21 protein-coding genes, 1 tRNA gene and 1 pseudogene are annotated in these 20,632 nt (G+C 60.0%); 13 read left to right on the top strand and 10 right to left on the bottom strand.

The features are described 5' to 3' along the window. Positions 1–129: 129 nt before the first annotated feature. The gene (locus tag BLW21_RS01215) at positions 130–339 is read left to right on the top strand and encodes a hypothetical protein (RefSeq protein ID WP_092737046.1); all 210 of its coding nucleotides are present in this window, start codon (positions 130–132) and stop codon (positions 337–339) included. Between the two features lie 210 nt (positions 340–549). Further along, a complete protein-coding gene (omp85, locus tag BLW21_RS01210) occupies positions 550–1,977 on the top strand; it encodes an Omp85 family outer membrane protein (protein WP_092737044.1) in 1,428 nt (475 codons plus the stop codon). Positions 1,978–2,084: 107 nt separating this feature from the next. On the opposite strand, the gene BLW21_RS01205 is transcribed toward omp85, so the two are convergent. Then, the gene (locus tag BLW21_RS01205) at positions 2,085–3,821 is read right to left on the bottom strand and encodes a phospho-sugar mutase (protein WP_092737042.1); all 1,737 of its coding nucleotides are present in this window, start codon (positions 3,819–3,821) and stop codon (positions 2,085–2,087) included. 204 nt (positions 3,822–4,025) lie between these two features. Beyond that, a complete protein-coding gene (hppD, locus tag BLW21_RS01200; RefSeq protein WP_175470809.1) occupies positions 4,026–5,159 on the bottom strand; it encodes a 4-hydroxyphenylpyruvate dioxygenase in 1,134 nt (377 codons plus the stop codon). Between the two features lie 237 nt (positions 5,160–5,396). On the opposite strand from hppD, the gene BLW21_RS01195 reads away from it, so the two are divergent. The 4 genes from BLW21_RS01195 (at position 5,397) to BLW21_RS01180 (ending at position 8,229) form a co-directional block, all read left to right on the top strand. Continuing rightward, positions 5,397–5,783, top strand: coding sequence for a hypothetical protein (locus BLW21_RS01195; RefSeq protein ID WP_092737040.1), 387 nt, complete (start codon positions 5,397–5,399; stop codon positions 5,781–5,783). 150 nt (positions 5,784–5,933) lie between these two features. Next, positions 5,934–6,305, top strand: coding sequence for a DUF952 domain-containing protein (locus BLW21_RS01190; RefSeq protein WP_092737038.1), 372 nt, complete (start codon positions 5,934–5,936; stop codon positions 6,303–6,305). 103 nt (positions 6,306–6,408) lie between these two features. Continuing rightward, on the top strand, positions 6,409–7,185 hold the full coding sequence (locus BLW21_RS01185) for a hypothetical protein (RefSeq protein WP_092737036.1): 777 nt from the start codon (positions 6,409–6,411) through the stop codon (positions 7,183–7,185). A 270-nt stretch (positions 7,186–7,455) separates the two neighbouring features. Beyond that, positions 7,456–8,229 carry a hypothetical protein gene (locus BLW21_RS01180; protein WP_092737033.1) on the top strand — a complete coding sequence of 258 codons (774 nt, stop codon included), beginning with the start codon at positions 7,456–7,458 and terminating at the stop codon, positions 8,227–8,229. Positions 8,230–8,525: 296 nt separating this feature from the next. On the opposite strand, the gene BLW21_RS21000 is transcribed toward BLW21_RS01180, so the two are convergent. Next, the gene (locus BLW21_RS21000) at positions 8,526–8,783 is read right to left on the bottom strand and encodes a hypothetical protein (RefSeq protein ID WP_139255038.1); all 258 of its coding nucleotides are present in this window, start codon (positions 8,781–8,783) and stop codon (positions 8,526–8,528) included. A gap of 102 nt (positions 8,784–8,885) precedes the next feature. Next, the gene (locus tag BLW21_RS01175; RefSeq protein ID WP_092737031.1) at positions 8,886–11,480 is read right to left on the bottom strand and encodes a type IA DNA topoisomerase; all 2,595 of its coding nucleotides are present in this window, start codon (positions 11,478–11,480) and stop codon (positions 8,886–8,888) included. A gap of 160 nt (positions 11,481–11,640) precedes the next feature. Here BLW21_RS01175 and BLW21_RS22110 point away from each other — a divergent pair. The 3 genes and pseudogenes from BLW21_RS22110 to BLW21_RS01165 all read left to right on the top strand — a co-directional run. Next, positions 11,641–12,120: pseudogene (locus BLW21_RS22110) on the top strand (AAA family ATPase); the annotation flags it as partial. 309 nt (positions 12,121–12,429) lie between these two features. Beyond that, positions 12,430–12,993: an AAA family ATPase gene (locus BLW21_RS22105; protein ID WP_394331640.1), complete on the top strand. Its 564-nt coding sequence runs from the start codon at positions 12,430–12,432 to the stop codon at positions 12,991–12,993. A gap of 7 nt (positions 12,994–13,000) precedes the next feature. After that, positions 13,001–13,486 carry a hypothetical protein gene (locus BLW21_RS01165; protein ID WP_175470808.1) on the top strand — a complete coding sequence of 162 codons (486 nt, stop codon included), beginning with the start codon at positions 13,001–13,003 and terminating at the stop codon, positions 13,484–13,486. A 107-nt stretch (positions 13,487–13,593) separates the two neighbouring features. On the opposite strand, the gene BLW21_RS01160 is transcribed toward BLW21_RS01165, so the two are convergent. Continuing rightward, a tRNA-Lys gene (locus tag BLW21_RS01160) sits at positions 13,594–13,669 on the bottom strand. Between the two features lie 80 nt (positions 13,670–13,749). Here BLW21_RS01160 and BLW21_RS01155 point away from each other — a divergent pair. Beyond that, a complete protein-coding gene (locus BLW21_RS01155; protein ID WP_092737027.1) occupies positions 13,750–14,466 on the top strand; it encodes an SH3 domain-containing protein in 717 nt (238 codons plus the stop codon). A 33-nt stretch (positions 14,467–14,499) separates the two neighbouring features. On the opposite strand, the gene BLW21_RS21425 is transcribed toward BLW21_RS01155, so the two are convergent. Continuing rightward, entirely contained in the window at positions 14,500–14,676 is a 177-nt protein-coding gene (locus BLW21_RS21425; protein ID WP_175470807.1) for a hypothetical protein, read from the bottom strand. Between the two features lie 33 nt (positions 14,677–14,709). On the opposite strand from BLW21_RS21425, the gene BLW21_RS01150 reads away from it, so the two are divergent. Continuing rightward, the gene (locus BLW21_RS01150) at positions 14,710–15,135 is read left to right on the top strand and encodes a DUF4890 domain-containing protein (RefSeq protein ID WP_092737025.1); all 426 of its coding nucleotides are present in this window, start codon (positions 14,710–14,712) and stop codon (positions 15,133–15,135) included. Positions 15,136–15,233: 98 nt separating this feature from the next. Here the strand turns inward: BLW21_RS01150 and BLW21_RS01145 are convergent, their stop codons facing one another. After that, entirely contained in the window at positions 15,234–15,998 is a 765-nt protein-coding gene (locus tag BLW21_RS01145) for an EcsC family protein (protein WP_092737023.1), read from the bottom strand. Positions 15,999–16,035: 37 nt separating this feature from the next. Next, positions 16,036–17,061, bottom strand: coding sequence for a Gfo/Idh/MocA family protein (locus BLW21_RS01140; RefSeq protein ID WP_092737554.1), 1,026 nt, complete (start codon positions 17,059–17,061; stop codon positions 16,036–16,038). A 149-nt stretch (positions 17,062–17,210) separates the two neighbouring features. On the opposite strand from BLW21_RS01140, the gene BLW21_RS01135 reads away from it, so the two are divergent. Beyond that, positions 17,211–17,933 carry a M48 family metallopeptidase gene (locus BLW21_RS01135; protein WP_092737021.1) on the top strand — a complete coding sequence of 241 codons (723 nt, stop codon included), beginning with the start codon at positions 17,211–17,213 and terminating at the stop codon, positions 17,931–17,933. Between the two features lie 20 nt (positions 17,934–17,953). On the opposite strand, the gene BLW21_RS01130 is transcribed toward BLW21_RS01135, so the two are convergent. After that, entirely contained in the window at positions 17,954–18,550 is a 597-nt protein-coding gene (locus BLW21_RS01130) for a carboxymuconolactone decarboxylase family protein (RefSeq protein ID WP_092737019.1), read from the bottom strand. Positions 18,551–18,753: 203 nt separating this feature from the next. On the opposite strand from BLW21_RS01130, the gene BLW21_RS01125 reads away from it, so the two are divergent. Further along, positions 18,754–19,635 (top strand): alpha/beta fold hydrolase, encoded by an 882-nt coding sequence (locus BLW21_RS01125; RefSeq protein WP_092737017.1) that lies wholly within the window; start codon positions 18,754–18,756, stop codon positions 19,633–19,635. Positions 19,636–19,774: 139 nt separating this feature from the next. Here the strand turns inward: BLW21_RS01125 and BLW21_RS01120 are convergent, their stop codons facing one another. Next, complete coding sequence (locus BLW21_RS01120; RefSeq protein WP_092737015.1) at positions 19,775–20,584, bottom strand: M48 family metalloprotease; 810 nt, start codon at positions 20,582–20,584, stop codon at positions 19,775–19,777. Between the last annotated feature and the right edge of the window lie 48 nt (positions 20,585–20,632).

Here is a 20,632-nt window from a genome sequence, read left to right as displayed (position 1 = left end):
CAGGAACTGGCCAGCACCAAGACTAATCAGCCGAAAAAGTAACCCTGCCGCCCCTGCCATGCGTAGTAGATAGCAGGCAGCCCTTTCGGGGCCAGTCGTAATCTATTCTCCTCCTATTTTTCCTACTCCATGTCTGATTCCAAGAAGACCACCGACCAAAACGACGACAAAGTATACTCGACCAAAACCGGCAGCACTGCTACCAGCCTTACTGGTGCCGAGAAGGTAATGACCACGGCCGCCGATGGCGAAACCGATGCCAGTGCCCCCATCAGCGACCAGGTAGACGAAAAGGAAATCCGCAAGGCTACTCAGGACAACGACCAGAAAAGCAAGTAGCAGAACCGACATTAGTATTTTTTGAAACGCCCCGCACTAATTGTACGGGGCGTTTTTGCGTTCAAGAATGGAGCTTGCAACTGTATCGGACCACAGATTTGCTTTAGAATCGGGCTATAACCTTGTAGCCAAATTCATCAGATATTCATGTTGGACATCTAGTAGCCCGTATGATGGGCTGAACGAAGCCAACGATTAGCCCAAGTTTGCATGACGCGTAATTTTTGGTCGGTTGCTTGCGTAACCTTACTGGTGGCCCCGCTGGCGGCGCGGGGTCAGGTCTCGGCCCCAACGGCTACCCTACCTGATACCGTTTCCTTCATTCAGTCGCGGCGTATGTCGGACGCGGACTTAGCCAAGAAGCGCGAAGGGACGTTCGTTACCGGGCTGCCCGACTTCTCGTCCGACCCGGTGACGGGCTTTGGCTTTGGGGCTCGCACGAATGTGTACTGGAATGGGCAGCGCACCAACCCGTTTTTTGCCTATACACCTTATTTGCTCAAGCTAAAAGCCAACGCGGCCTATTATACCTCCAATGCCCGCGAGCTGGTGCTAGGGTTGGATGCCCCCTATTACAATGGCACCCGTTGGCGCTTCAAGCTCGATTTCAAGGCTCAGCAAAACCCGGCCAACCTGTATTTCGGCCTCACCGAAGCCACACTCGGCGAGTTGCGGCTGCCTTCCACGCCTGAAGGCGGCCCCACCTACGCCACCTACGAAGCCTTCGACCGCGCCCGCAAAACACTGCGGCCCAGCCAGCCCGGCGAGGCTTCCGCCCTAGTTACCGATGCGCTGTCGAACCGCTTCCGCGAAACCGAGTTTATGCTCAACCTCAAGGCCGACTATGCCCTGGGCGCGGGCCGGTGGCGCGTAATGGGTGGCTACGAGATTCAGCACCTGAGCTATAAAACCTTCGAGGGCGAGCCAGCTGAAGCCCTGATGCCCATTTCGGGCGAAGCTACCGAGGCCCCTAATGGCACTTCCCTACTACGCCGCGACTTCGAACAGGACCGCGTTTTTGGGCTAGAAGGCGGTTGGATTTCGATTCTGCAAACGGCTCTGCTCTACGACACCCGCGACTTTGAGCCCGACCCCACGCGGGGCTATTACTTCGAGGTGGCCAACGAGTTTTCTAACCGTATTATCGGCTCGCAGTTTAACTTCAACAAGCTATTTGTGCAAGGGAAAGCTTACCAGCGGCTGCCACTAGGGCCCCGCACGGTGCTGGCCGGCCGGCTGGGCGCGGGCACCATTTTCGGCAACCGCGCCCCGTTTTTCGAGTTTCAAGACCAGTGGAGCCCCGACGGTAGTATCAATGCCCTGGGCGGGCGGCAGTCGTTGCGCGGCTACCGGGCCAACCGCTTCCTGGCCCGCTCGGTGGCCTTTGCCAACCTGGAGCTCCGGGCGCGACTATTCGAAACCACGCTGGGCAAGCAGCGCTTCACCTTCGCAGTGGCTCCGTTCGTCGATGCTGGCACCGTGCGTGACCGGTGGCAGGATTTGGGCCTGCGCGACATTCGTGCCTCCTATGGCGCGGGCCTACGTTTGGCCTGGAACCAGTCTACCATCATATCTTTCGACTACGGCCTCTCCCGCGAGGATAAGCTGCTCTACTTCGGCCTGGGCCAAGCTTTTTAGTTTTTGAGCTGTTAGCGCTTAACCTGTTACGTAAGCGAGGCGAGGGCGAGCCCCAAACCCGTCCCCGCCTCGCTTATACTAATCAGCCAGCACGTCAAGCTATCAACTCAATTAAGACCCATATCCCCGATAATGCGCTGGATTTTCTCGTCGGCCAAGCGGGTAGCCAAGTCGAAATCCACAGCCGAGGCCAGCGGCTGCTTCACGCTGAAATAGAACTTGATTTTGGGTTCGGTGCCGCTGGGGCGGGCCGAAATCTTGCTGCCATCTTCGAGAATGAACTGGAGCACGTTGGAGCTTTCGAGGCCGGTTTCGGTTTCGAGGCCGGTGCGCAGGTCCTTGATTTTGCCGGTTTTGAAGTCGCGCATTTCCACCACCGGCTGGCCGGCCAGCGTGGCGGGCGGGTTGGCCCGCAGCTCGCGCATCATTTCCTGAATTTCTTCGGCCCCGCGCTGGCCTTTTTTGGTGATGGAAATCAGGTGCTCTTTGTAGAAACCGTAGCGCAGGTACATGGCCACCATTTCTTCGTAGAGCGAGTGGCCCTGGTCTTTGGCCACGGCGGCCATTTCGGCCAGTAGTGCGCAGGCCGAAATAGCGTCCTTATCGCGCACGAAGTCGCCGAGCATGTAGCCGTAGCTTTCCTCGCCGCCGCCCACGTAGGTTTCCTCGCCCTCCCGCTCACGGATGACACCGGCAATGTACTTGAAACCCGTCAGGGTCCGGTACGCTTTCACGCCCTGGTAGCGGGCAATGTCGCCGAGCACCTCGCTCGTTACGATGGTGTACACAATGAAGTCCTTGTCGGTGGCCTTGCCGGCCTGCTTGCGGGCCGAGAGCACGTAATGCGTGAGCAGAGCGGCCGTTTGGTTGCCGTTGACTAGCACCCATTCGCCAGCCGTATTTTTCAGGGCGATGCCCACGCGGTCCGAATCGGGGTCGGTAGCCAGCACAAGGTCGGCATCGAGGGCCTGGGCTTCGTCGAGAGCCATTTGCATGGCTACCTTTTCCTCGGGGTTGGGCGAGAGCACCGTGGGGAAGTTGCCGTCGGGCGTGGCCTGGGCTTCCACGATGTGCAGGTTATCGAAGCCGAGCTGCGAAAGGGCGGCCGGCACCATAGTAATGCCGGTGCCGTGCAAGGGCGTATACACGATTTTCAGGTTGTGCTGCCGCCGGATGGCCTCGGGGTTGATACTCAGGTCTTTCACCCGGGCCAGATAGGCGGCATCCAGTTCGGCTCCCACCAGGTGAATGCGCGCGGGCTCGGGCTGGAACTTCACTTCCCGCACCGAGCTGATGGCTTCTACCTCGCGGATGATGTTCTGGTCGTGAGGCGCTACCACCTGGGCGCCGTCGTTCCAGTACACCTTGAAACCGTTGTACTCCTTGGGGTTGTGCGAGGCCGTAACTACGCAGCCACTCTGGCAGCCCAGCTCGCGGATGGCAAACGACAGCTCAGGCGTGGGCCGCAGGCTTTCGAACAGATACACCGTGATGCCGTTGGCTGAAAAAATATCAGCCGCGATGCGCGCAAACTCGGGGCTGTTGTGGCGCGAGTCGTGCGCTACGGCCACCTTTATTTCCTGGCCCGGAAACGACTGGAGCAGGTAGTTGCACAGGCCCTGGGTGGCCATGCCCAGCGTGTAGCGGTTCATGCGGTTCGAGCCCGCGCCCATTACGCCGCGCAGCCCGCCGGTGCCAAACTCCAGGTTGCGGTAAAACGCGTCGGACAGTTGCTCGTCCTGGTTATCGGCCAGCAGCTGCCGGATTTCGGCCTGGGTAGCGGCGTCGTAGTCGTCGGTCAGCCAGCCGTTGATTTTGGTTTGCAGGTCGGGGGAAAGGGCCATTAGGTTTAGTGCTTAGGTGTTGGTACGTAGTATTTAGGTCGGGCAAAAATGACGAAAAAACCTGTCATCCTGAGCATGCTGCGCTTAAAGCAGGGACGAAGGACCTTATCCCGTAACGACGATTCGTTCTCACGGGATAAGGTCCTTCGTCCCTGCTTTAAGCGCAGCATGCTCAGGATGACAGGTTTCTACCTGCCTGCGCAGTTACAGGTTACCGCGCAGGCCCTGCTCGCGCTCAATGGCCTCGAACAGGGCCTTGAAGTTGCCTTTGCCGAAGCTTTTGGCGCCTTTGCGCTGGATGATTTCGTAGAACACGGTGGGCCGGTCTTCCACGGGCTTGGTGAAAATCTGGAGCAGGTAGCCCTCCTCGTCGCGGTCGATAAGCAGGTTCAGGGCGCGCACGCTGTCAAGGTCCTCATCGATGTGGCCCACGCGCTCCAGCAGGTCGTCGTAGTAGGTGGCGGGCACGTTGAGAAACTCCACGCCGCGGCGGCGCAGCTCCGTCACGGTCGTGCGGATGTCGTCGGTGAGCAGGGCCATGTGCTGCACGCCGGGGCCGTGGTAGAAGTCGAGGTACTCCTCAATCTGGCTTTTCTTTTTGCCTTCGGCGGGCTCGTTGATGGGGAATTTCACGAAGCCGTTGCCGTTGCTCACCACCTTGCTCATCAGGGCCGAATACTCGGTGCTGATGTCGTCGTCGTCGAAGGTAATGAGCAGCTTGAAGCCCAGCACGTCTTCGTAGAACTTCACCCATTGGTTCATCTCGCCCCAGCCCACGTTGCCCACGCAGTGGTCGACTACCTGCAGGCCCACCGGGTTGCCCTGGGGCACGGTGCTGGTGCGGGCCACGAAGCCCGGCAGAAACGGCCCGGAGTAGTTGCTGCGCTCCACGAAGGTGTGGATGGTTTCGCCGTAGGTGTAGATGCCGGCCAGCGTCACGGAGCCATGCTCATCCTCGATAACGTAGGGCTCGAAGGCCACTTTGGCACCGCGCTTGGTGGTCTCCTCGAACGATTTGCGGGCGTCGTCTACCCACAGCGCCATCACCTTCACGCCGTCGCCGTGCTGGGCTACGTGGCGCGTAATGTCGGAGTCGGGCAGCAGCGAGGTGGTGAGCACCAGGCGGATTTTGTTTTGCTGCAGCACGTAGGAGGCCCGGTCGCGCACGCCGGTTTCGGGGCCGGCGTAGGCCACCAGCTCGAAGCCGAACGCGGCCTGGTAGAAATAGGCCGACTGCTTGGCGTTGCCGACGTAGAATTCGAGGTAATCGGTACCGTTGAGGGGTAGAAAATCGTGGGCCGGATGGGCCTGCACGGCCGGGGAAGTCATGGTTTGCATAAGAATGGGTAGGTTGGCGGAGAATTTATTGGGTTGGGTAAAAATACGGGTTTTTGCTCAAGGGGTGGCTGGCGGGCAGAATGGTACTGGGCGGAGCCCTGAAACGGTGTCGTGGTCTGCTTCCGCTTCGCCTGCTACTGTTTTTGGGTTTGGCCTGCCACCGTTCTTTCGCTCGACCCATGTGCCAGTTCTTTTTCAGCCCTTACCTTTGCCAACGAACCTATTGCCTTTAGCCTTATGAATTCGGAAGAGCTTAACAAAGCCCTCGTGGCCCTCATCGACAAGAAAGCCGAACTGCAGAAACTCACCTACGACGATGCCCGCTACGACGACGTAGAAGAGGAACTCCACGACCTCGAAGACGACTTCAACGAGGAATACGGCCCGTTTCTGGAAGCAGCCCTCGAGAAAGTGCACGACGAGTTGAGCTCCGATACCGATGTGCTGCTGCCCACCGCCTACCTGCCCGCCGGCCCCGGCCCCAAGCCCAGCCCCAAAGAGGGCGTCTGGATTGACTCGGAGAAATACTCCGGCAAGGAAGCCCGCCTGACGCTGGTGCCCAACCCCGTCCGCCTCGTGCTGACGGTGGGCAAAGCCGTGCAACAGGATGTGTGGCAAGCCTAGCGCCAAGAGCCAACAAGTGACAGACTAAAAAGTGGGAGCCGGCAGCTATAGTTGCCGGCTCCCACTTTTTAGTCTGTCACTTGTTGGCTCTTGGCGCTACGGTCATTCTGCCGACCGTACTTCAGCCGACTGTTACCGTTGTCAATTTCAATGTTAGATTCCGACCCCATGCTTTACCGCATCAGCCAACCCCATGATTGGGAGCAGGCGCAGCAAACCGGCTTTTTCGCCAGCCCCGACCTGGCAGCGGAAGGGTTTATCCATGCGTCGGAGCTGGATCAGGTCCTCGAAACCGCCCGCCTCTATTACGCCGGCAGCCCCGGCGCGCTGCTGCTGGAAATTGATGAAACTACCTTAATGGCCGCTAGTGTGCGCGTGGAGCGCGAGTGGGCGGCGGGCCGGCAGGCGTGGTTTCCGCACCTGTTCGGGCCGGTGCCCCTCGTGGCTGTACGCCGGGCCTGGCCACTACCGGTAGCTGCCGACGGCGCGGCGGTGCTGCCCCCGGAGCTGATGCTTCGGTAGCCCCTCTCAGTGATAGGTAAAAACGGCCTTATTCTTGCGCAAAGCTTCTATATAGCGTTGCACCGGTTGAACAGTCCGGCCCCTTATCCATCCACTCCACTGTATGTTTATATCGGTTATTTCGGTTCTATCCGCAGTTTGGCGGCTGTTGCTGAGCCTGCTGCTGGGGATGCTGCTAACGGCCTGCGGGCCGAACAGGTATCTGAGCATGAGTCCGGTTGGTTGGGGTAGCACCCCGGTTTCGGATTTAATCAGCCATCCGGATAGCGTATATGTGCGCTTCCATTTCGTGCGGGCCGAAGATCAGGAGCTGGTATTTGAGGCCGAGTTCAGCAACGCCGCCAACCACTCCGTTACCATCGACCCGGCTCAATTTTACTTTCTGCCGCTGCCCGACAGTGCCGCCAACCGCCCGGCATACCTGGGCCTCGCGCCAAGCCGATACCAGGCCAGCGACCCGGAAACGCGGCTAAGCCTCCTGACAGTCCACCGCGACGAGCAGGCCGAAAAAGCCGAGAAAGTGAGCTTGTTCGAAATCCTGACAATGGTTGTCAACACGGCCGAGGATATCAAAAGTATTGGCAAAGATGAAACGGCGGCGCAGGAAGAAGCCCGCGACATCGCCCACCAAAACGACCGAATCTCCTTCGACAACGAGCGGGCCGGCCACGCTGATGAGGCCCAGGCTCTGCACGCCCAGGCAACCACCATGGCAAGCGCCCTGTTGCGCCGCGCCACCCTGCAACCCGGCGACCGGGCCGTGGGCCTCGTTTACTTCCCCCGCCTCGACGCGGCCCGGCAACTACGGTTCGTGCTGGCTTTCAACGGGCAGCCGGTGCCGTTCGACTTCACGCAGGAGCTACGCAAGTTGAACCATTAAACAAGCCAGCCCGAATACTCTGTGGGTAAGCATTTTGCCAGCTGTGCCTGCGCCGTAGCCCCGGCGGGAAGGCTTGGCAGCGGATAGCTGTTCCTAAGAAGTTCTTTATCACTCCATAAAAAAACATATCGACTCTAAGTAACTGAGCAAAAGCGGCTTCATTCTTGTGCGAAGTATTCCTGTAGCGTCGGCTGCTTGAACGGCAGCAGCTTATATTTATCCAGTCTAAAGCATCTTTCTATGCTCTCATTATCTACTGCTAGTTCACTCATGGCACGCCGGCTGCTGATGGGTCTCTCTTCGGCGCTGGTGCTGGGTTGCGGACTGACGGCATGCGCGCCCACCCAAACCCTGAGTATCGCTCCTATAAGTTCGGAGCCGGGCCGGACTTCGAACCTCGTCAGCCACTCCGATAGCGTGTACGTGCGCCTGCAGTTTGTGCGGGCCGATGCCCGGGAACTGGTATTTGAGGCCGAGTTCAGCAACGCCGCCAACCACCCCGTAACCATCGACCCGGCTCGTTTCTATTACTTTCCACAACCCGACAGCACGGCAAGACATGGAGAAGGCGCGCCGGCTGCCCCCACTCTCACGGCGGACCGCCGGCTGGCTCTAAATCCTGAAGTGCGGCTGGATTCGCTGGCCCACCGCCGCGACGAACTGGCCGATAAGGCAAGCCGGGTGAATCTGGTTCAGATTCTGCTGCTGGTAGCCAATACGGCCGAGGACGTGGCCAGCGCCAACCAGCGCGAAACGCCCCTGCAACGAACGAGCCGGCAGGTCCGGCACGAGGGCAGCCAGGCGTTTTTCGAGGTGCAACGGGTCGTACGGGCCGTGCGGGCGGAGCAGTTGAACCAGACCGTTTCGGATCTGGCCGTGAGCACCCTGCAGCGCGCCACCCTGCAGCCCGGCGACCGGGCCGTGGGCCTCGTGTATTTCCCCCGCCTCGATGCCGCCCGGCAGCTTACGTTCGTGCTGGCCTTCGATGAGCAGTCGGTGCCGTTCAGCTTCACGCAGCAACTACGCAAGCTGAACGGGAAGTAGGGGCGAAAGCAACGGCTACAGCAAGATGCCAGTCACTACTGAATCCGCCGCCCAGCCACAGCAGCGCCCCCAGCAACATCAGGCCCAGGCCGAGCAGGAAAAGGGTTTTACCGAGGTGGGAAGACATGGAAGCTACGGGTGCCTGAAATAAGTTAGTCCGCTAGTATCAATATCCGCTTTTTCCCAGGCTCTAACTTTTACTGCCTGTATTTTAGCTACACGCGTTTATTCCCAAATCCAAGCTGATATTTCATGAATAAGCTCTTATAATCTTCATGTGGAAAACGTCTAACTCTCTATCCACCAATTTTCCCAAATTTTATAGAAGTGAAAAACATGGTTACACTGAAGGCTATTACAAAATAGATAATGGCTAATACATATTCACGCTTCCAAATAGCTTTTGCACACATGAATGTGTTCGCCACAATGACTAAAAGGCTAGAAATCATCACTCCAAGCAGTGCACCCCATCTATCATCGAAGAGTATGGATAGCCCTATTACAGGTACTGTTAGCAAAAAATTGAGAATAAAGGGCGTACGCGAGGACATATAGGAAACAGTAGTGATGATGAGAAATCCTCTCACCAAGGTCTAGAAAGCATAGCGTTAAACCTACACCGGGTTGTCTTTCCGCGTCTTAACCGTCTTACACTACCCTTTATTATCAAACACCGGCTCAATCCGCCCCTCGGCCCCGATTTGCAGGACGGCCTCGTAGCGGTTGCCGGTTTTGCTGGATACGAAGCCGCGGATGACGCAGGTTTTGCCCTTGCGCAGGAGCTGGTCCATCTGGGTGTAGGTGAGGGTTTTGCCGCCCCAGGCGAAGGGCACGCGGAACTGGCAGTCCTCGCGGAAGCGGGAGCAGCCCCAGGCGCTGTTGCCGCGCAGCATCTGGCCCAACCGGCACACCGGGCAGGGAATCTGGCCGGGGTCCTGGGCGGTAGTGGGCTTGCTTTCGGCGGCGCGCACCAGCTCCAGGGTGCGGGCGGGCGTGAGCAGCACAGCCGCGTCGAACTTGTGGCCGTCGTCGTCCAGAAAGCCTTTCATCACCTGGGTGCGACCTTTTTTGAGTAGGTCGCCGGCCTGCTTGTCGGTCAGCTTCTTGCCCTCAAACTCGGTGGGCAGCCGGAACTGGCAGCCTTCCTTCCAGCGCGAGCAGCCAAACGCCGCCTTGCCCCGCAACACGTGCCCGGAGCTGCAAACCGGACACGGGCCCAGGCCCAGCACCCCACCCCCCGGCCCCCTCCCCTCCGGGAGAGGGGGAGCCTGACGACTTGTGGAAGCCTGACGACTGGCCTTGCCCGCCGTGGCTCCCCCTCTCCCCGAGGAGAGGGGTCTGGGGGGTGAGGTGCCGGCCACCGTGCTGATGGCCCTACCCGAGCCGTCCTGCTTCACTTCCTGCACCATTTCGCGCACCAGCTGCTTGAGCTCGCCCAGAAACTGCTCCTGGTCCAGCTCGCCGCCCTCAATCTGGCGCAGCTTCTTTTCCCACTGGCCGGTGAGCTCCGCCGATTTCAGGGTGGGGTTGCGGATGAGGCCGATGAGCTCGACGCCGGTGGGCGTGGGCACGATTTTCTTTTTGTCGCGGATGATGTAGCCGCGCTTAAACAGCGTTTCGATGATGGCGGCGCGGGTAGAAGGGCGGCCGATGCCGTTTTCCTTCATGGCCAGGCGCAGCTCGTCATCATCCACGTTGCGGCCGGCCGTTTCCATGCCGCGCAGCAGCATGGCCTCGGTGTAGTCGCGCGGGGGCTGGGTCTGCTTGGCATCGAGGCGGGGTTTGTGCGGCCCGTTTTCGTCCTTCACGAAGGCCGGCAGCACGGTGCCCACCACGTCGTCATCGTCGCTGCTGCTACTGCTGCGCCGTTCGTTGGCCACCAGCTGCTTTTCGGGGTCGCCGTACACTTCGCGCCAGCCGGGACTCAGAATCTGCCGGCCCCGGACGCGGAACGTGAGGCCCGCCACGTCGGCCGTCACGGTCGTGTTCGATACTTCGCAGTCGGGGTAAAACGCGGCCAGGAAGCGGCGCACTATTATGTCGTAGACCCGCTGCTCGTTGCCGCCCAGGCCGCCCGCGCTGGCCCCGGTCGGAATGATGGCGTGGTGGTCGGTGACTTTGTTGTTGTTGAAGACCTTGGCGCTCTTGCGGATTTTGGGGGCCGCCAGCAGCGGGGCCGTGAGGGCCGCGTAGCCGCCCAGGCCGCGCAGAATGCCGGCAATTTTGGGGTACTGGTCGTCGGGCAGGAAGGTAGTGTCCACGCGGGGGTAGCTGACCACTTTCTTCTCGTAGAGGCCCTGCACGGTCTTGAGCGTGTCCTCGGCCGAGAGGCCCAGCTGGTTGTTGCACTGCACCTGCAAAGAGGTCAGGTCGAACAGCGCGGGCGGACTCTCCAGGGCCTTCTTGATGATGACGTCGCGCACCGTCAGGGGCTGACCGGTCACGCGGGCCAGGGCGGAATCGGCGTCTTCCTGGGTCACGAAGTAGCCGCGGGCCTTGAGGCGGGCCTTTTCGTCGGGCTCGTCGTCGTCCTTGCCCGGTTTCACCACTGCCACGTGGCTGAACATGGTGCTGCGGTACTCGGCCCGCAGCACCCAGTAGGGCTCGGGCCGGAAGTTCTGGATTTCGTGGTAACGGTCGACCAGCAAAGCCAGCGTGGGCGTTTGCACACGCCCGATGCTGAGCACCTGGCGCTGGCCGGGGGCGTATTTGAGCGTGAACAGGCGGGTGGCGTTCAGGCCCAGCAGCCAGTCGCCCACGGCCCGGCTCTTGCCGGCCTGGTAGAGCGAGTCGAACTCCGAGCCCTCGCGCAGGTTCTGGAAGCCCTGGCGGATGGCTTCCTCGGTGAGCGAGGAAATCCAGAGGCGCTTGGTGGACTTGCGGTACTTGGCCTCCATCAGCACCCAGCGCTGAATCACCTCCCCTTCCTGGCCCGCGTCGCCGCAGTTCACCACCTCATCGGCGGCGGCCAGCAGGCGCTTAATTACGCCAAACTGACGCACCACCCCATCGTCGCGCAGCATGAGCTTGATGCCGAACTGCTCGGGCAGCATGGGCAAATCGTGGATGCTCCAGCGCTTCCACTCGGGGCGGTAGTCCTCGGGCTCGCGCAGTTGGCAGAAGTGCCCGAACGTCCAGGTGACCTGGTAGCCGTTGCCCTCGTAGTAGCCGTCCATGCGGCGGTCGGCCCCGAGGACCTGGGCAATTTCACGGGCTACGCTGGGCTTTTCGGCAATGCAAACAATCATCGCTGATTTACGCTGATTAATCGTGATTTCGCTGATTTGGTAGTCGGCGGGGAATCAACAAAGATAGGCCGGGAAAAGGTCGCGGCAGGAATGAGGAACGGAACGCGGCGGCTTACTTGGCCGGTTCGCTTACCTTCGCTTAGTCTTCACGCGCTCCGCTATGCTCAACTCGCTTCGCATTCAGAACTTCAAATCCTGGCAGGATACCGGCGACATTCAGTTCGGTAGCATCACCGGCTTCTTCGGCACCAACTCCTCCGGCAAAACCAGCATTCTGCAATTCCTGCTGATGCTCAAGCAGACCGTGGAGTCGTCGGATAGGGCGCAGGTATTGAACTTGGGGGATGAGCGGTCCTATGTGGAGTTAGGGACGATGCATGATATTATATATAATCATAACATTTCAGAGGTTGTTCAATTTACTCTATCATTTAAATTGCCATCAGCTATCAATGAAGTAATGCTATTCGGCAGTGACACTGACATTCCTGTAAAAAATATTGAATTCTCAGCTAGGATAAAGAATTCCGTAATAAACATTCTCGAAGAATTTAAATATTCTTCGAGAAACATGTCAGCCGGAATCAGATTATCTAAAAAATATAAAGAGAATAAAAATAATTATAACAAGTATTATTTAATTGTCAATGGAGTAGAAAAACTAATAAATAACAGTATCGGAGACCCAATAAAGTTCTACGGATTTCCTCATAACATCCTATCTAATAACAACAAGCTCGTGTGGGCTATGCCTGAGCTCGAACGTTTTTTCGAGCATTCGTTTATAGAAACATTTTATTTGGGCCCTCTCCGAGAGTATCCTAGCAGGTTATATATATGGGGAGGAGAGAAGCCAGGGAATATAGGGAATAGAGGAGCTGGAGCAGTTGCAGCTATTCTGTCATCAAAAAACACAAAACCTAATATCAACATGGGCAGCGGACAGCCCATGCATACCCTCGAACAACACGTAGCCTACTGGCTCAAAGAGCTCGGCCTGATTCACTCCTTTGAGGTCCGCCCGATTGCGCCTAACCGCAAGGAGTACGAGGTCCGCATTAAGCGCACTGCCGAATCGGCTGAGGTATTCCTGACGGATGTGGGCTTTGGCGTTTCGCAGCTGCTGCCGGTGCTGGTGCTGCTGTTCTACGTGCCGGAGGGCTCGACTATTATTCTGGAGCAGCCCGAGATTCATTTGCACCCGGCCGTGCAGGCGGGGCTGGCCGACGTGTTTATCGATGCCATCAAGCGCCGCAACGTGCAGATTATTCTGGAAAGCCACAGCGAGCATCTGTTGCAGCGCTTGCAGCGGCGGCTGGCGGAAGAAGCACTGCCAACCGATCAGGTCAAGCTTTATTTCACCGATTTTGTGGGGGCCGCCTCCACCCTCACCCCGCTCGACCTGGATGAATACGGCAACATCCGCAACTGGCCCAAAAACTTCTTCGGCGACACGATGGGCGAGGCCGCAGCCATGATGGAAGCCGAGATGAAGCGCAAAATGCAATCCTGAGCGGCCAATGCATTTTCTGATCGACACCAACGTCCCGCTCGTCGCCAACGGCGCTTCAGCCGCCGGTCCCAGGTGCGTACTGGCAGCCGTGGAGCGGCTTCGGCAACTTCAGCAGCACGAGATTCTGGTGCTGGACGATTCGTTTCTCATTCTTCAGGAATACCACCGCAAGCTTAGCCCCAGCGGCCAGCCCGGCGTGGGCGACGCCTTCCTGCAATGGGTATTGCGCAACCGCGCAAATCCACAGCACTGTGAATCCGTGCAATTGCAACCCGACGCAGAAAGAGGATTCGCAGCCTTTCCCGACGACCCCGAACTGGCCGACTTCGACCCCTCCGACCGTAAGTTCGTAGCAACGGCCCTTACCCACCCCGGCCGGCCGGTTATCGTAAATGCCACCGACACCGACTGGCATCATCACCGGGAACCGCTGGAGCGCAACGGCATCCAACTGGAGTTCATCTGCCCGGAAGAAATGGTCCGTCAGCGGTAAGCCTGAGGCGGCCTGCCTTCATGCGGGCCGGTGTAGTATTGGTCATCGTTTCACTTTTGCTTTGTTGGTCATAAAAAAAGCCTTCCTACGAAGCGTAGGAAGGCTTTTGGTGATCCCGCTGGGATTCGAACCCAGGACCCATACATTAAAAGTGTATTGCTCTACCAGCTGAGCTACAGAATCAGTTTCTTTGCACTGGCAAGCAGCCCGTGTGGCTGATTGTGGCACAAAAGTAGAGTCTCGGATTTAACTGTGCAACTGTTTTGCTTAAAAAAGCCCCCCTTTTTTTCCTGTTGTTCCTGACTTTCGGCCAATCGATTCAGGCCCAAAAAGTTAGTCCGGCGCTCCAAAAAGCCGATTCGTTGTTTGGCGCCGGACAAGTGGCCGAAGCGTACCCCTGGTACCGGCAGGCCCGCGACCAAGACGGCCTGCAATCGGGCCGGCAGGCGCTGCGCATGGCCTACACCCAGGAGGCGCTGGGCCACTACCCGGCCGCGCTTTACTATCTGGCCGTGGCTCAGAGCCTGGAGCCGCGCTACGCCACCTGGCAGAAAATGGTGATCCTGGCCCAGGAGCACCGCCTCACGGGCTACCCCGATACCTGGCGGCAAAACCTGTTTATTGCGCTGCAGCGCTACTATTACCGCCTGTTGCAGGGCTTGCTGCTGCTGGCCGTATTGGCTGGCACGGCGCTGCTGCTGCGCCGCCGCACCGCCGATCGGGCCTGGTGGGCCGTATACGGCAGTTACCTGCTAAGCGTGGGCCTGGCCTTGAATGTGCTGGCTCCCGGCCGGGTAGGCCTAATAGCGCGCGCCCGGGCCCCGCTGATGGCTGGCCCCGGCGCCGGCGCCACTTGGCTGACCACGGCGGCCGCCGGCGACCGGTTTGAGGTGCTGGGTCGGCAGGATCTCTGGTACCGGGTGCGTTGGCAGGAAGGCGAGGCCTATATCCGTCGCCGCAATCTGCTGCTGGTAGAATAGTAATTCGGCTAGATAAATGGGCTGCAAACATGTTCATATATTACTGAATATAAAACAATTAACTTTAACGATAGAAAAATTGGCGGTAGGTTTAATGAGAAAATTTAAATTTTTCAAAGGCGGTTTTTGACCTGTATTGGCGCAAACTGGCACCGGAGTTGCAAATACTCCATCAGAACCCCAAAGCCAGTCAGGCTGGGTGTCAGCCATCACCTTCATAAATAATTACCCCTTTCATACGCCATGAAAAAGCTCCTCATTCTGCTCGCCGCCTTTTCGATTTCTGCCGCCGCCTCAGCCCAGACTGCTCCGGTAAAAGCCGCCCGCGGCCAGCACCAGAAGGCCCATAACAAAGACCTCACCCCCGAACAGCGCGCCGACCGGGCCGCTCAGAAACTCACCAAGAGCCTCAGCCTCTCGGCCGCCCAGAGCCAGCAGGTGCGCCAGTTGCACTTGGCCCGCATCCAGCAGCAGCAGGCCCGCAAGGTCCAGCCGGGCACGGTTGCCAAGGCCGACAGAAAGGCCCGCCACCAAGCCATGAAGGGCCAGCGGACCCAGTACGACGCCCAACTCAAGCAAATCCTGAGCGCCGACCAGTACACCAAGTACGCGCAAATGCAGGTCGATAAGAAAGCCAAGCATCAGGCAAAGCGCCAAGCCAAAGGCTAGTTTCAGCAGCACAGTAGGCCCAACACTTAGCCATATTGCAAAATGCCCCGACGATTACCGTCGGGGCATTTTGGTTTCTGTTACTCAGCAAATCATAATTATTCAGGCAGTACTACGGGTGGGGCTGGCGGCAGTTCGCGGGCCCCGGCAAACCAGCGCAGGCGGTAGGCCATAATGGCCGTTTCGCCGAGCTGGGCCAGCAGGCGGTAGTTAGCCACCGCGCCCACGGCCGCCCCCACCACGGGCAGCAACTGGGCCATTTTGGCCAGGTCGATGTAGTCGCGGTATTCCTGCTGGAAGGTGCGCCAGTCGAAGGTTTCGGCAGTGGCAGTGGCCTCGGTGGCGGGCCAGTCGGCCAGTTGGCGGTAGGTTTCGCGGCGGGTGTGCTGGCTGCTGAAGGCCAGCTGGAAGATGTGCAGCAGGTAGAGCCGCTCGGAAAGCTGGCGCACATCGTGGCCGTAGAGGGCGGCAATGTCGAAGAGCAGCTTGAGCTTGATGCCGAGCAGCAGCGGAAAATCGGCCAGGCCCAACAGGAAGCCCGCGGCCCCGGTGGCCCCGCCCTCCACGGTTGCGGCGTTGCGGTAGTTGCGGATGCGGGCCCGTACCCGCGCCTCGCGCTCAGCTAAACTTCCTTCCGACACCGGCTGGCGGGTGGTATGCTGCGAGCCGAACAGCACGCCCTCCACCATTTTCTGGATGGTAGCCGTGAGGATGCGGTGCAGCTTTTCGGGCAGCAGGGCGTTGAGCCGGGCCTGCACCAGCCGCGTGAAACGGTTGAGCAGCGTGGGCTTGCGTTGCATCCGCTGCTGCCAGGCGCGCAGGTCAGTCAGGGCTTGCTGGTCGTGGGGGTCGGGAAGGAGCATCAGAGGTAAATATACCGTTCTGCGGCGCAAGCACTATTTACCGCAGCGCGTAAATCCGCTCAATCATCTCCACTACTTTCAAACCTTCCAGCGCGTTGGTAGTCGCCACGCCGCGCTGCTGGATGGTTTCTACCACGTTGTCGATGACGTGGACGTGGTTGGCGGCTGAGCCCTGGTAGGGACCGTACTGGTTGGCGGGGTTGGTGGGCGGCAGCGCGGGCAGCGTGTAATCCTGCAGGTGGCAGTACTCTACTTTGTCCATGTACTGGCCGCCCAGGCGCAGGCTGCCGCGCTCGGCCACCACCGTGAGGGAGCTTTCCAGGTTCCGGTCCCAGACGGCGGTGCTGTACTGGAGCGTGCCGCTACCGCCGCGCACCAAATCGAAGGTCACCAGGCCCGAGTCCTCGAACTCGGTGAGGTGCTCGTGGGTGAAGTCGCGAAAGCGGGCCGAGATGTTGGTGATGTCGCCGAACACCCAGTAGAGCAGATCCACGAAGTGGCTGAACTGGGTGAAGAGCGTACCGCCATCGGCGGCGCGGGTGCCGTGCCAGCTGCCGGGCGTGTAGTACCGCTCGTCGCGGTTCCAGAAGCAGTTGAGCTGCACGAGAAACACCTGCCCCAGCCGGCCTTCCTGCACTACCTGCTTGAGCCAGGCGGCGGGCGGCGAGTAGCGGTTCTGCATCACCCCGAACACGAAGCGGCCGGTTTGCAGGGCCGTGTGCACGATGTCTTCGGCGTCGGATTTGTGCAGGGCCAGCGGCTTTTCGACTACCACGTGCAGGCCCGCCCGCAGACCCCGGATGGCCTGGCTGGCGTGCAGGCCGTTGGGCGTGGCCACCGTCAGCACATCGGCGGCGGGGCCGTGGCTGAGGTAGTCGTCGAGGCAGGCGAAGAACGGGACGCCGGGAAATTCGGCGGCCAGCGCCGGGGCCAGCTCGGGCCGGATATCGACCAGCGCCACCACCTGGGCCGCCGGGTGGGCGGCCACCAGCGCGGTATGGCGGCGCCCGATGTGGCCCACTCCGCAGATAACAAAACGAACTGCCGGAAGCGAATCAGCCACGGAAACGGGGATAAGAAAGGAAAAGAAAGCGGCCCGCAAGCTGCGAAAAAACGGGCGTTTTAACGCGGAACTGGTTTTTATGCCCAAAGAATACCGCAAAAACGGGCCGGCAGACCCAACTTTGCACTCCGCTTCACCCCTAGCCTCCCATGCCCCTCGTCCAGATTGCCGGCCTGCCAATTGACCTCGTGCGCCAGCGCATGCGCAGCCTGCGCCTGACGGTGTACGCTGGGGGGCGCATCCGGGTGTCGGTGCCGCTGCAAACACCCGTAGCGACCATTGAGGCATTCGTGCAGGCCCGCCGGGGCTGGATTGAGCAACAGCAGCAGCGCTTTGCCGCCCGCGAGCCAGCCCCGCAGTTGCGCTACGAATCGGGCGAAACAGTACCCTATCTGGGCCAGGACTACGAGCTGCTGGTAAGCCCGGCAGCCGGCCGGGCCGGTGTGCTGTTGCGGCCCGAATCCCGCCAGCTGCGCCTGTCCGTGCCCGCAGGCAGCACCGCCGCGCAACGCGAAGCCCTGCTTACGGCTTGGTACCGGCAGCAAATCAAGCAATTGCTGCCGGCGCTTTTTGCCCAGTGGGAGCCGGTGGTGGGCCGGGCAGCCGCGGATTGGGGGGTGAAGCAGATGCGCACCCGCTGGGGCACCTGCAACATCGGGGCCCGCCGCGTCTGGCTGAACCTGGAGCTCATCAAGCGGCCCCTGCCCTGCCTCGAATACGTGCTGGTACACGAGCTGACCCACCTGCACGAGCGCCTGCACAACGCCCGTTTCTGGGGCCTTATGGACCAGTTCATGCCCGACTGGCGCACCCACCGCGCCGAGCTCAACCGGGTGCTGCTGGCCCCCACCGCCGCGCCCGACGCAGATTAGCGGCCCCTCATGCTAACGGCTTAGGCGTGCTTGCCAGGGTTCCAGCCGCGGCCCGCCAGGTGCTCCTGGCCGGCGGCTACCGCGCCCTCTTCCAGGTGGGTGCCCATCGAGTCGTTCCAGCGGTTGAGGTAGCCAAACAGGCTGATAACGCCCAGAATTTCCACGATTTCACCCTCCGTCCAGTGCTGGTGCAGGGCCTGGCTGATAGCTTCGCTCATGGCGTTGGGCACGGCCGAGGCGGCCACGGCAAAGTCAAGCGCCGCCCGCTCGGCCGCCGAAAAAGCCGGGTGCGTGGCATACTCCCAGATGTGGTCGAGCTGCTGCTGCTCGGCCCCGTAGCGCTCGGCGGCCAGAATAGTGTGCGCCTGGCAGTACTGGCAGCCGGCGGCGTGGCTGCTGACGTAGCCAACGAGGCGTTTCAGGGCGCTGGTTACGCGGCCCTGGTTGGCCATTACGGCTTTATTGAGCTGGATGAAGGCCGTGGCAATGGCCGGACGGTGCTGCATAGTGAGCACGCTGTTGGGGCAGAAACCCAGGGTTTCGTTGAAGAAGGCAGCCAGCTCCGCCACTTCAGGGTTAGCATCGGGGGCAAGCGGAGTTACGAGTGGGGTAGCCATAAGCAAGGGAATCAGAAGAGGTAAGACGCGGGTAAAAGTACAGGTTTGCCCCCGATCAGCCGACCCGCCCCGGCCCGTGGTCGGGCTTATCTATTTGGCGCTGCGCCCGTACTAAGGTGTAAGCCGCCGCCGGGCCCAAGCCTTGCGCTGCCCCAGCGGCTACTGCCGTCTTCCTTCCCTGTCAACAATCTATCACCTTAGATATGAGCAACCGCACCGTAGAGCAGATCATGCAGGCCCATGAAACTTCTGGCCGCTATTTCGATGTAGCGGGCGTCCGCACGTTTGCGCTGGATTATGGCCAGGGCGAGCCCGTTTTCTGCGTTCATGGCGTGCCCACGTCGTCGTACCTGTTCCGCAAAATGCTGCGCAGCCTGGCCGACCAGGGCCTGCGCGGTATTTCGGTAGATATGCCGGGGCTGGGCCTGTCGGACCGGCCCGCGGATTTCGACTACACGTTCCGGGGGTTTGCCCGGTTTCTGCACCAGGCTACCGAAGCCCTGGGCCTCGACAGCTACCATCTGGTAGTGCACGATATCGGCGGTGCCATTGGGCTGGCCCTAGCCGCCGAGCACCCCGAGCGCATTAAGTCGCTCACCATCCTCAACATGTTCTATGATGTGGTCAACTTCCAGAAACCGCTGCCCATGCGCCCCTTCGAAATGCCGGTATTGGGCGAGGCCGAGCTGCTGAGCATTCAGCACCCCACCTGGTATTTGCTGTTCAAGGGCATGGGCGTCAGCAACATCAGCGAGCTAGCCAAAGAGGAAGTGTACGCCTACGTCGACCTGCTCAAGCGCGACGATGGCGGTAAGGCGTTTCTGAAAATCATGCGCCAGTTCGACCATTCGCAGGAACTGCAGGACCTGATGCAGCGGGCCGTCGACCACCCGCCCTACCCGGTGCAGGCCATCTGGGGGGCCGAGGACCCGGCCCTGGACTTCGAGCATTTCGGTAAGCTGGTGCAAGATGCTGCCCATCTGCCCACCGTGCATAAGCTCGCGTCCAAGCACTTCTTCCCCGAGGAAAAAGGGCCCGAAATTGCCCAGCTAATCACCGATTTCATCCGCCCGCAGTCCAGCTAGGGGCCACGCAAGTGTAGCGCAGAGCGCCGGTTTGGCGTATCGTTGCTGACTCCCGAATGGGTTCGTGCAACGATACGCCAAACCGGCGCTTTGCGCTACTGCCAGCTGGCATGTGGCCAGGCAGAGCCCGGACAGCTGGCTAAAGAATCCGCTTTAGCTCGTTGAAATTGGTGTTGCTCACCGTTTTGCCGGTGCAGCCCAGCTGTTGGGCGCTACGCTGGATGTTCTGGACGCGGGAGCCGGGGTTGGGATGGGTGCTCATAAACTCGGGCGTGCCGCTGCTCCCCTCTTTTTCGGCCTTGATAAAGAAGCCCGCCGCACCGTCGCAGGCGTAGTAGCGGGTGCCGTTGAGGTAGATGGTGGAGTACTTGTCGGCCTCGGTTTCGTAGGCGCGGCTGAACTTGAGCTGGCCCAGGCCGGCGGCAATCTGCACGAGCTGGCTGTTGGAGCGGCTGCCCAGCAGCAGCCCCAGCAACATGCTGGTGCCATACTGCTTCTGCATGGTCTGGGTGCTGTGGCGGCGGTCGGCGTGAGCAATTTCGTGGCCCAGTACCCCGGCCAGCTCGTTCTCGTTGTCGAGGTACTTAATCAGGCCCGAAAACACATAGATATGGCCGCCGGGCGTGGCAAAGGCGTTTTGCGTCTTATCGTCTTTGATGATCTGCACGTCCCATGGGAACTGGGTGCGGTACTTGAGTTGGCCGTTGTCGAGCACGCGTTTCACTACGCCGTCGAGCAGTTGATAGGCCCGGGCGTTGCCGCTGCGGCTCAGCAGCTGGCCCTTGGCCCGGTAAAGCGAGTCGGTCTGCTGGGCCACCTGGGCGCCCAGCTCAATGTCCTGCTGTACCGAAAATATGTTGAAGCCCTGAGCAGGCTTGGTAATGGCGGCGGTGGTAAGAGCGGCCACCCCGGTCAGGGGCAGTGCGAGGGTCAGAAAAGAAAAGCGCATGGGCGAAAAAAATCAGAAGAGATAAACTGGAATTATGGGGGCGAAAAG

It is taken from the genome of Hymenobacter psychrophilus (assembly GCF_900107135.1).
Lineage (GTDB): Bacteria > Bacteroidota > Bacteroidia > Cytophagales > Hymenobacteraceae > Hymenobacter > Hymenobacter psychrophilus.
This window is presented reverse-complemented; position numbering and strand designations above follow the sequence as displayed.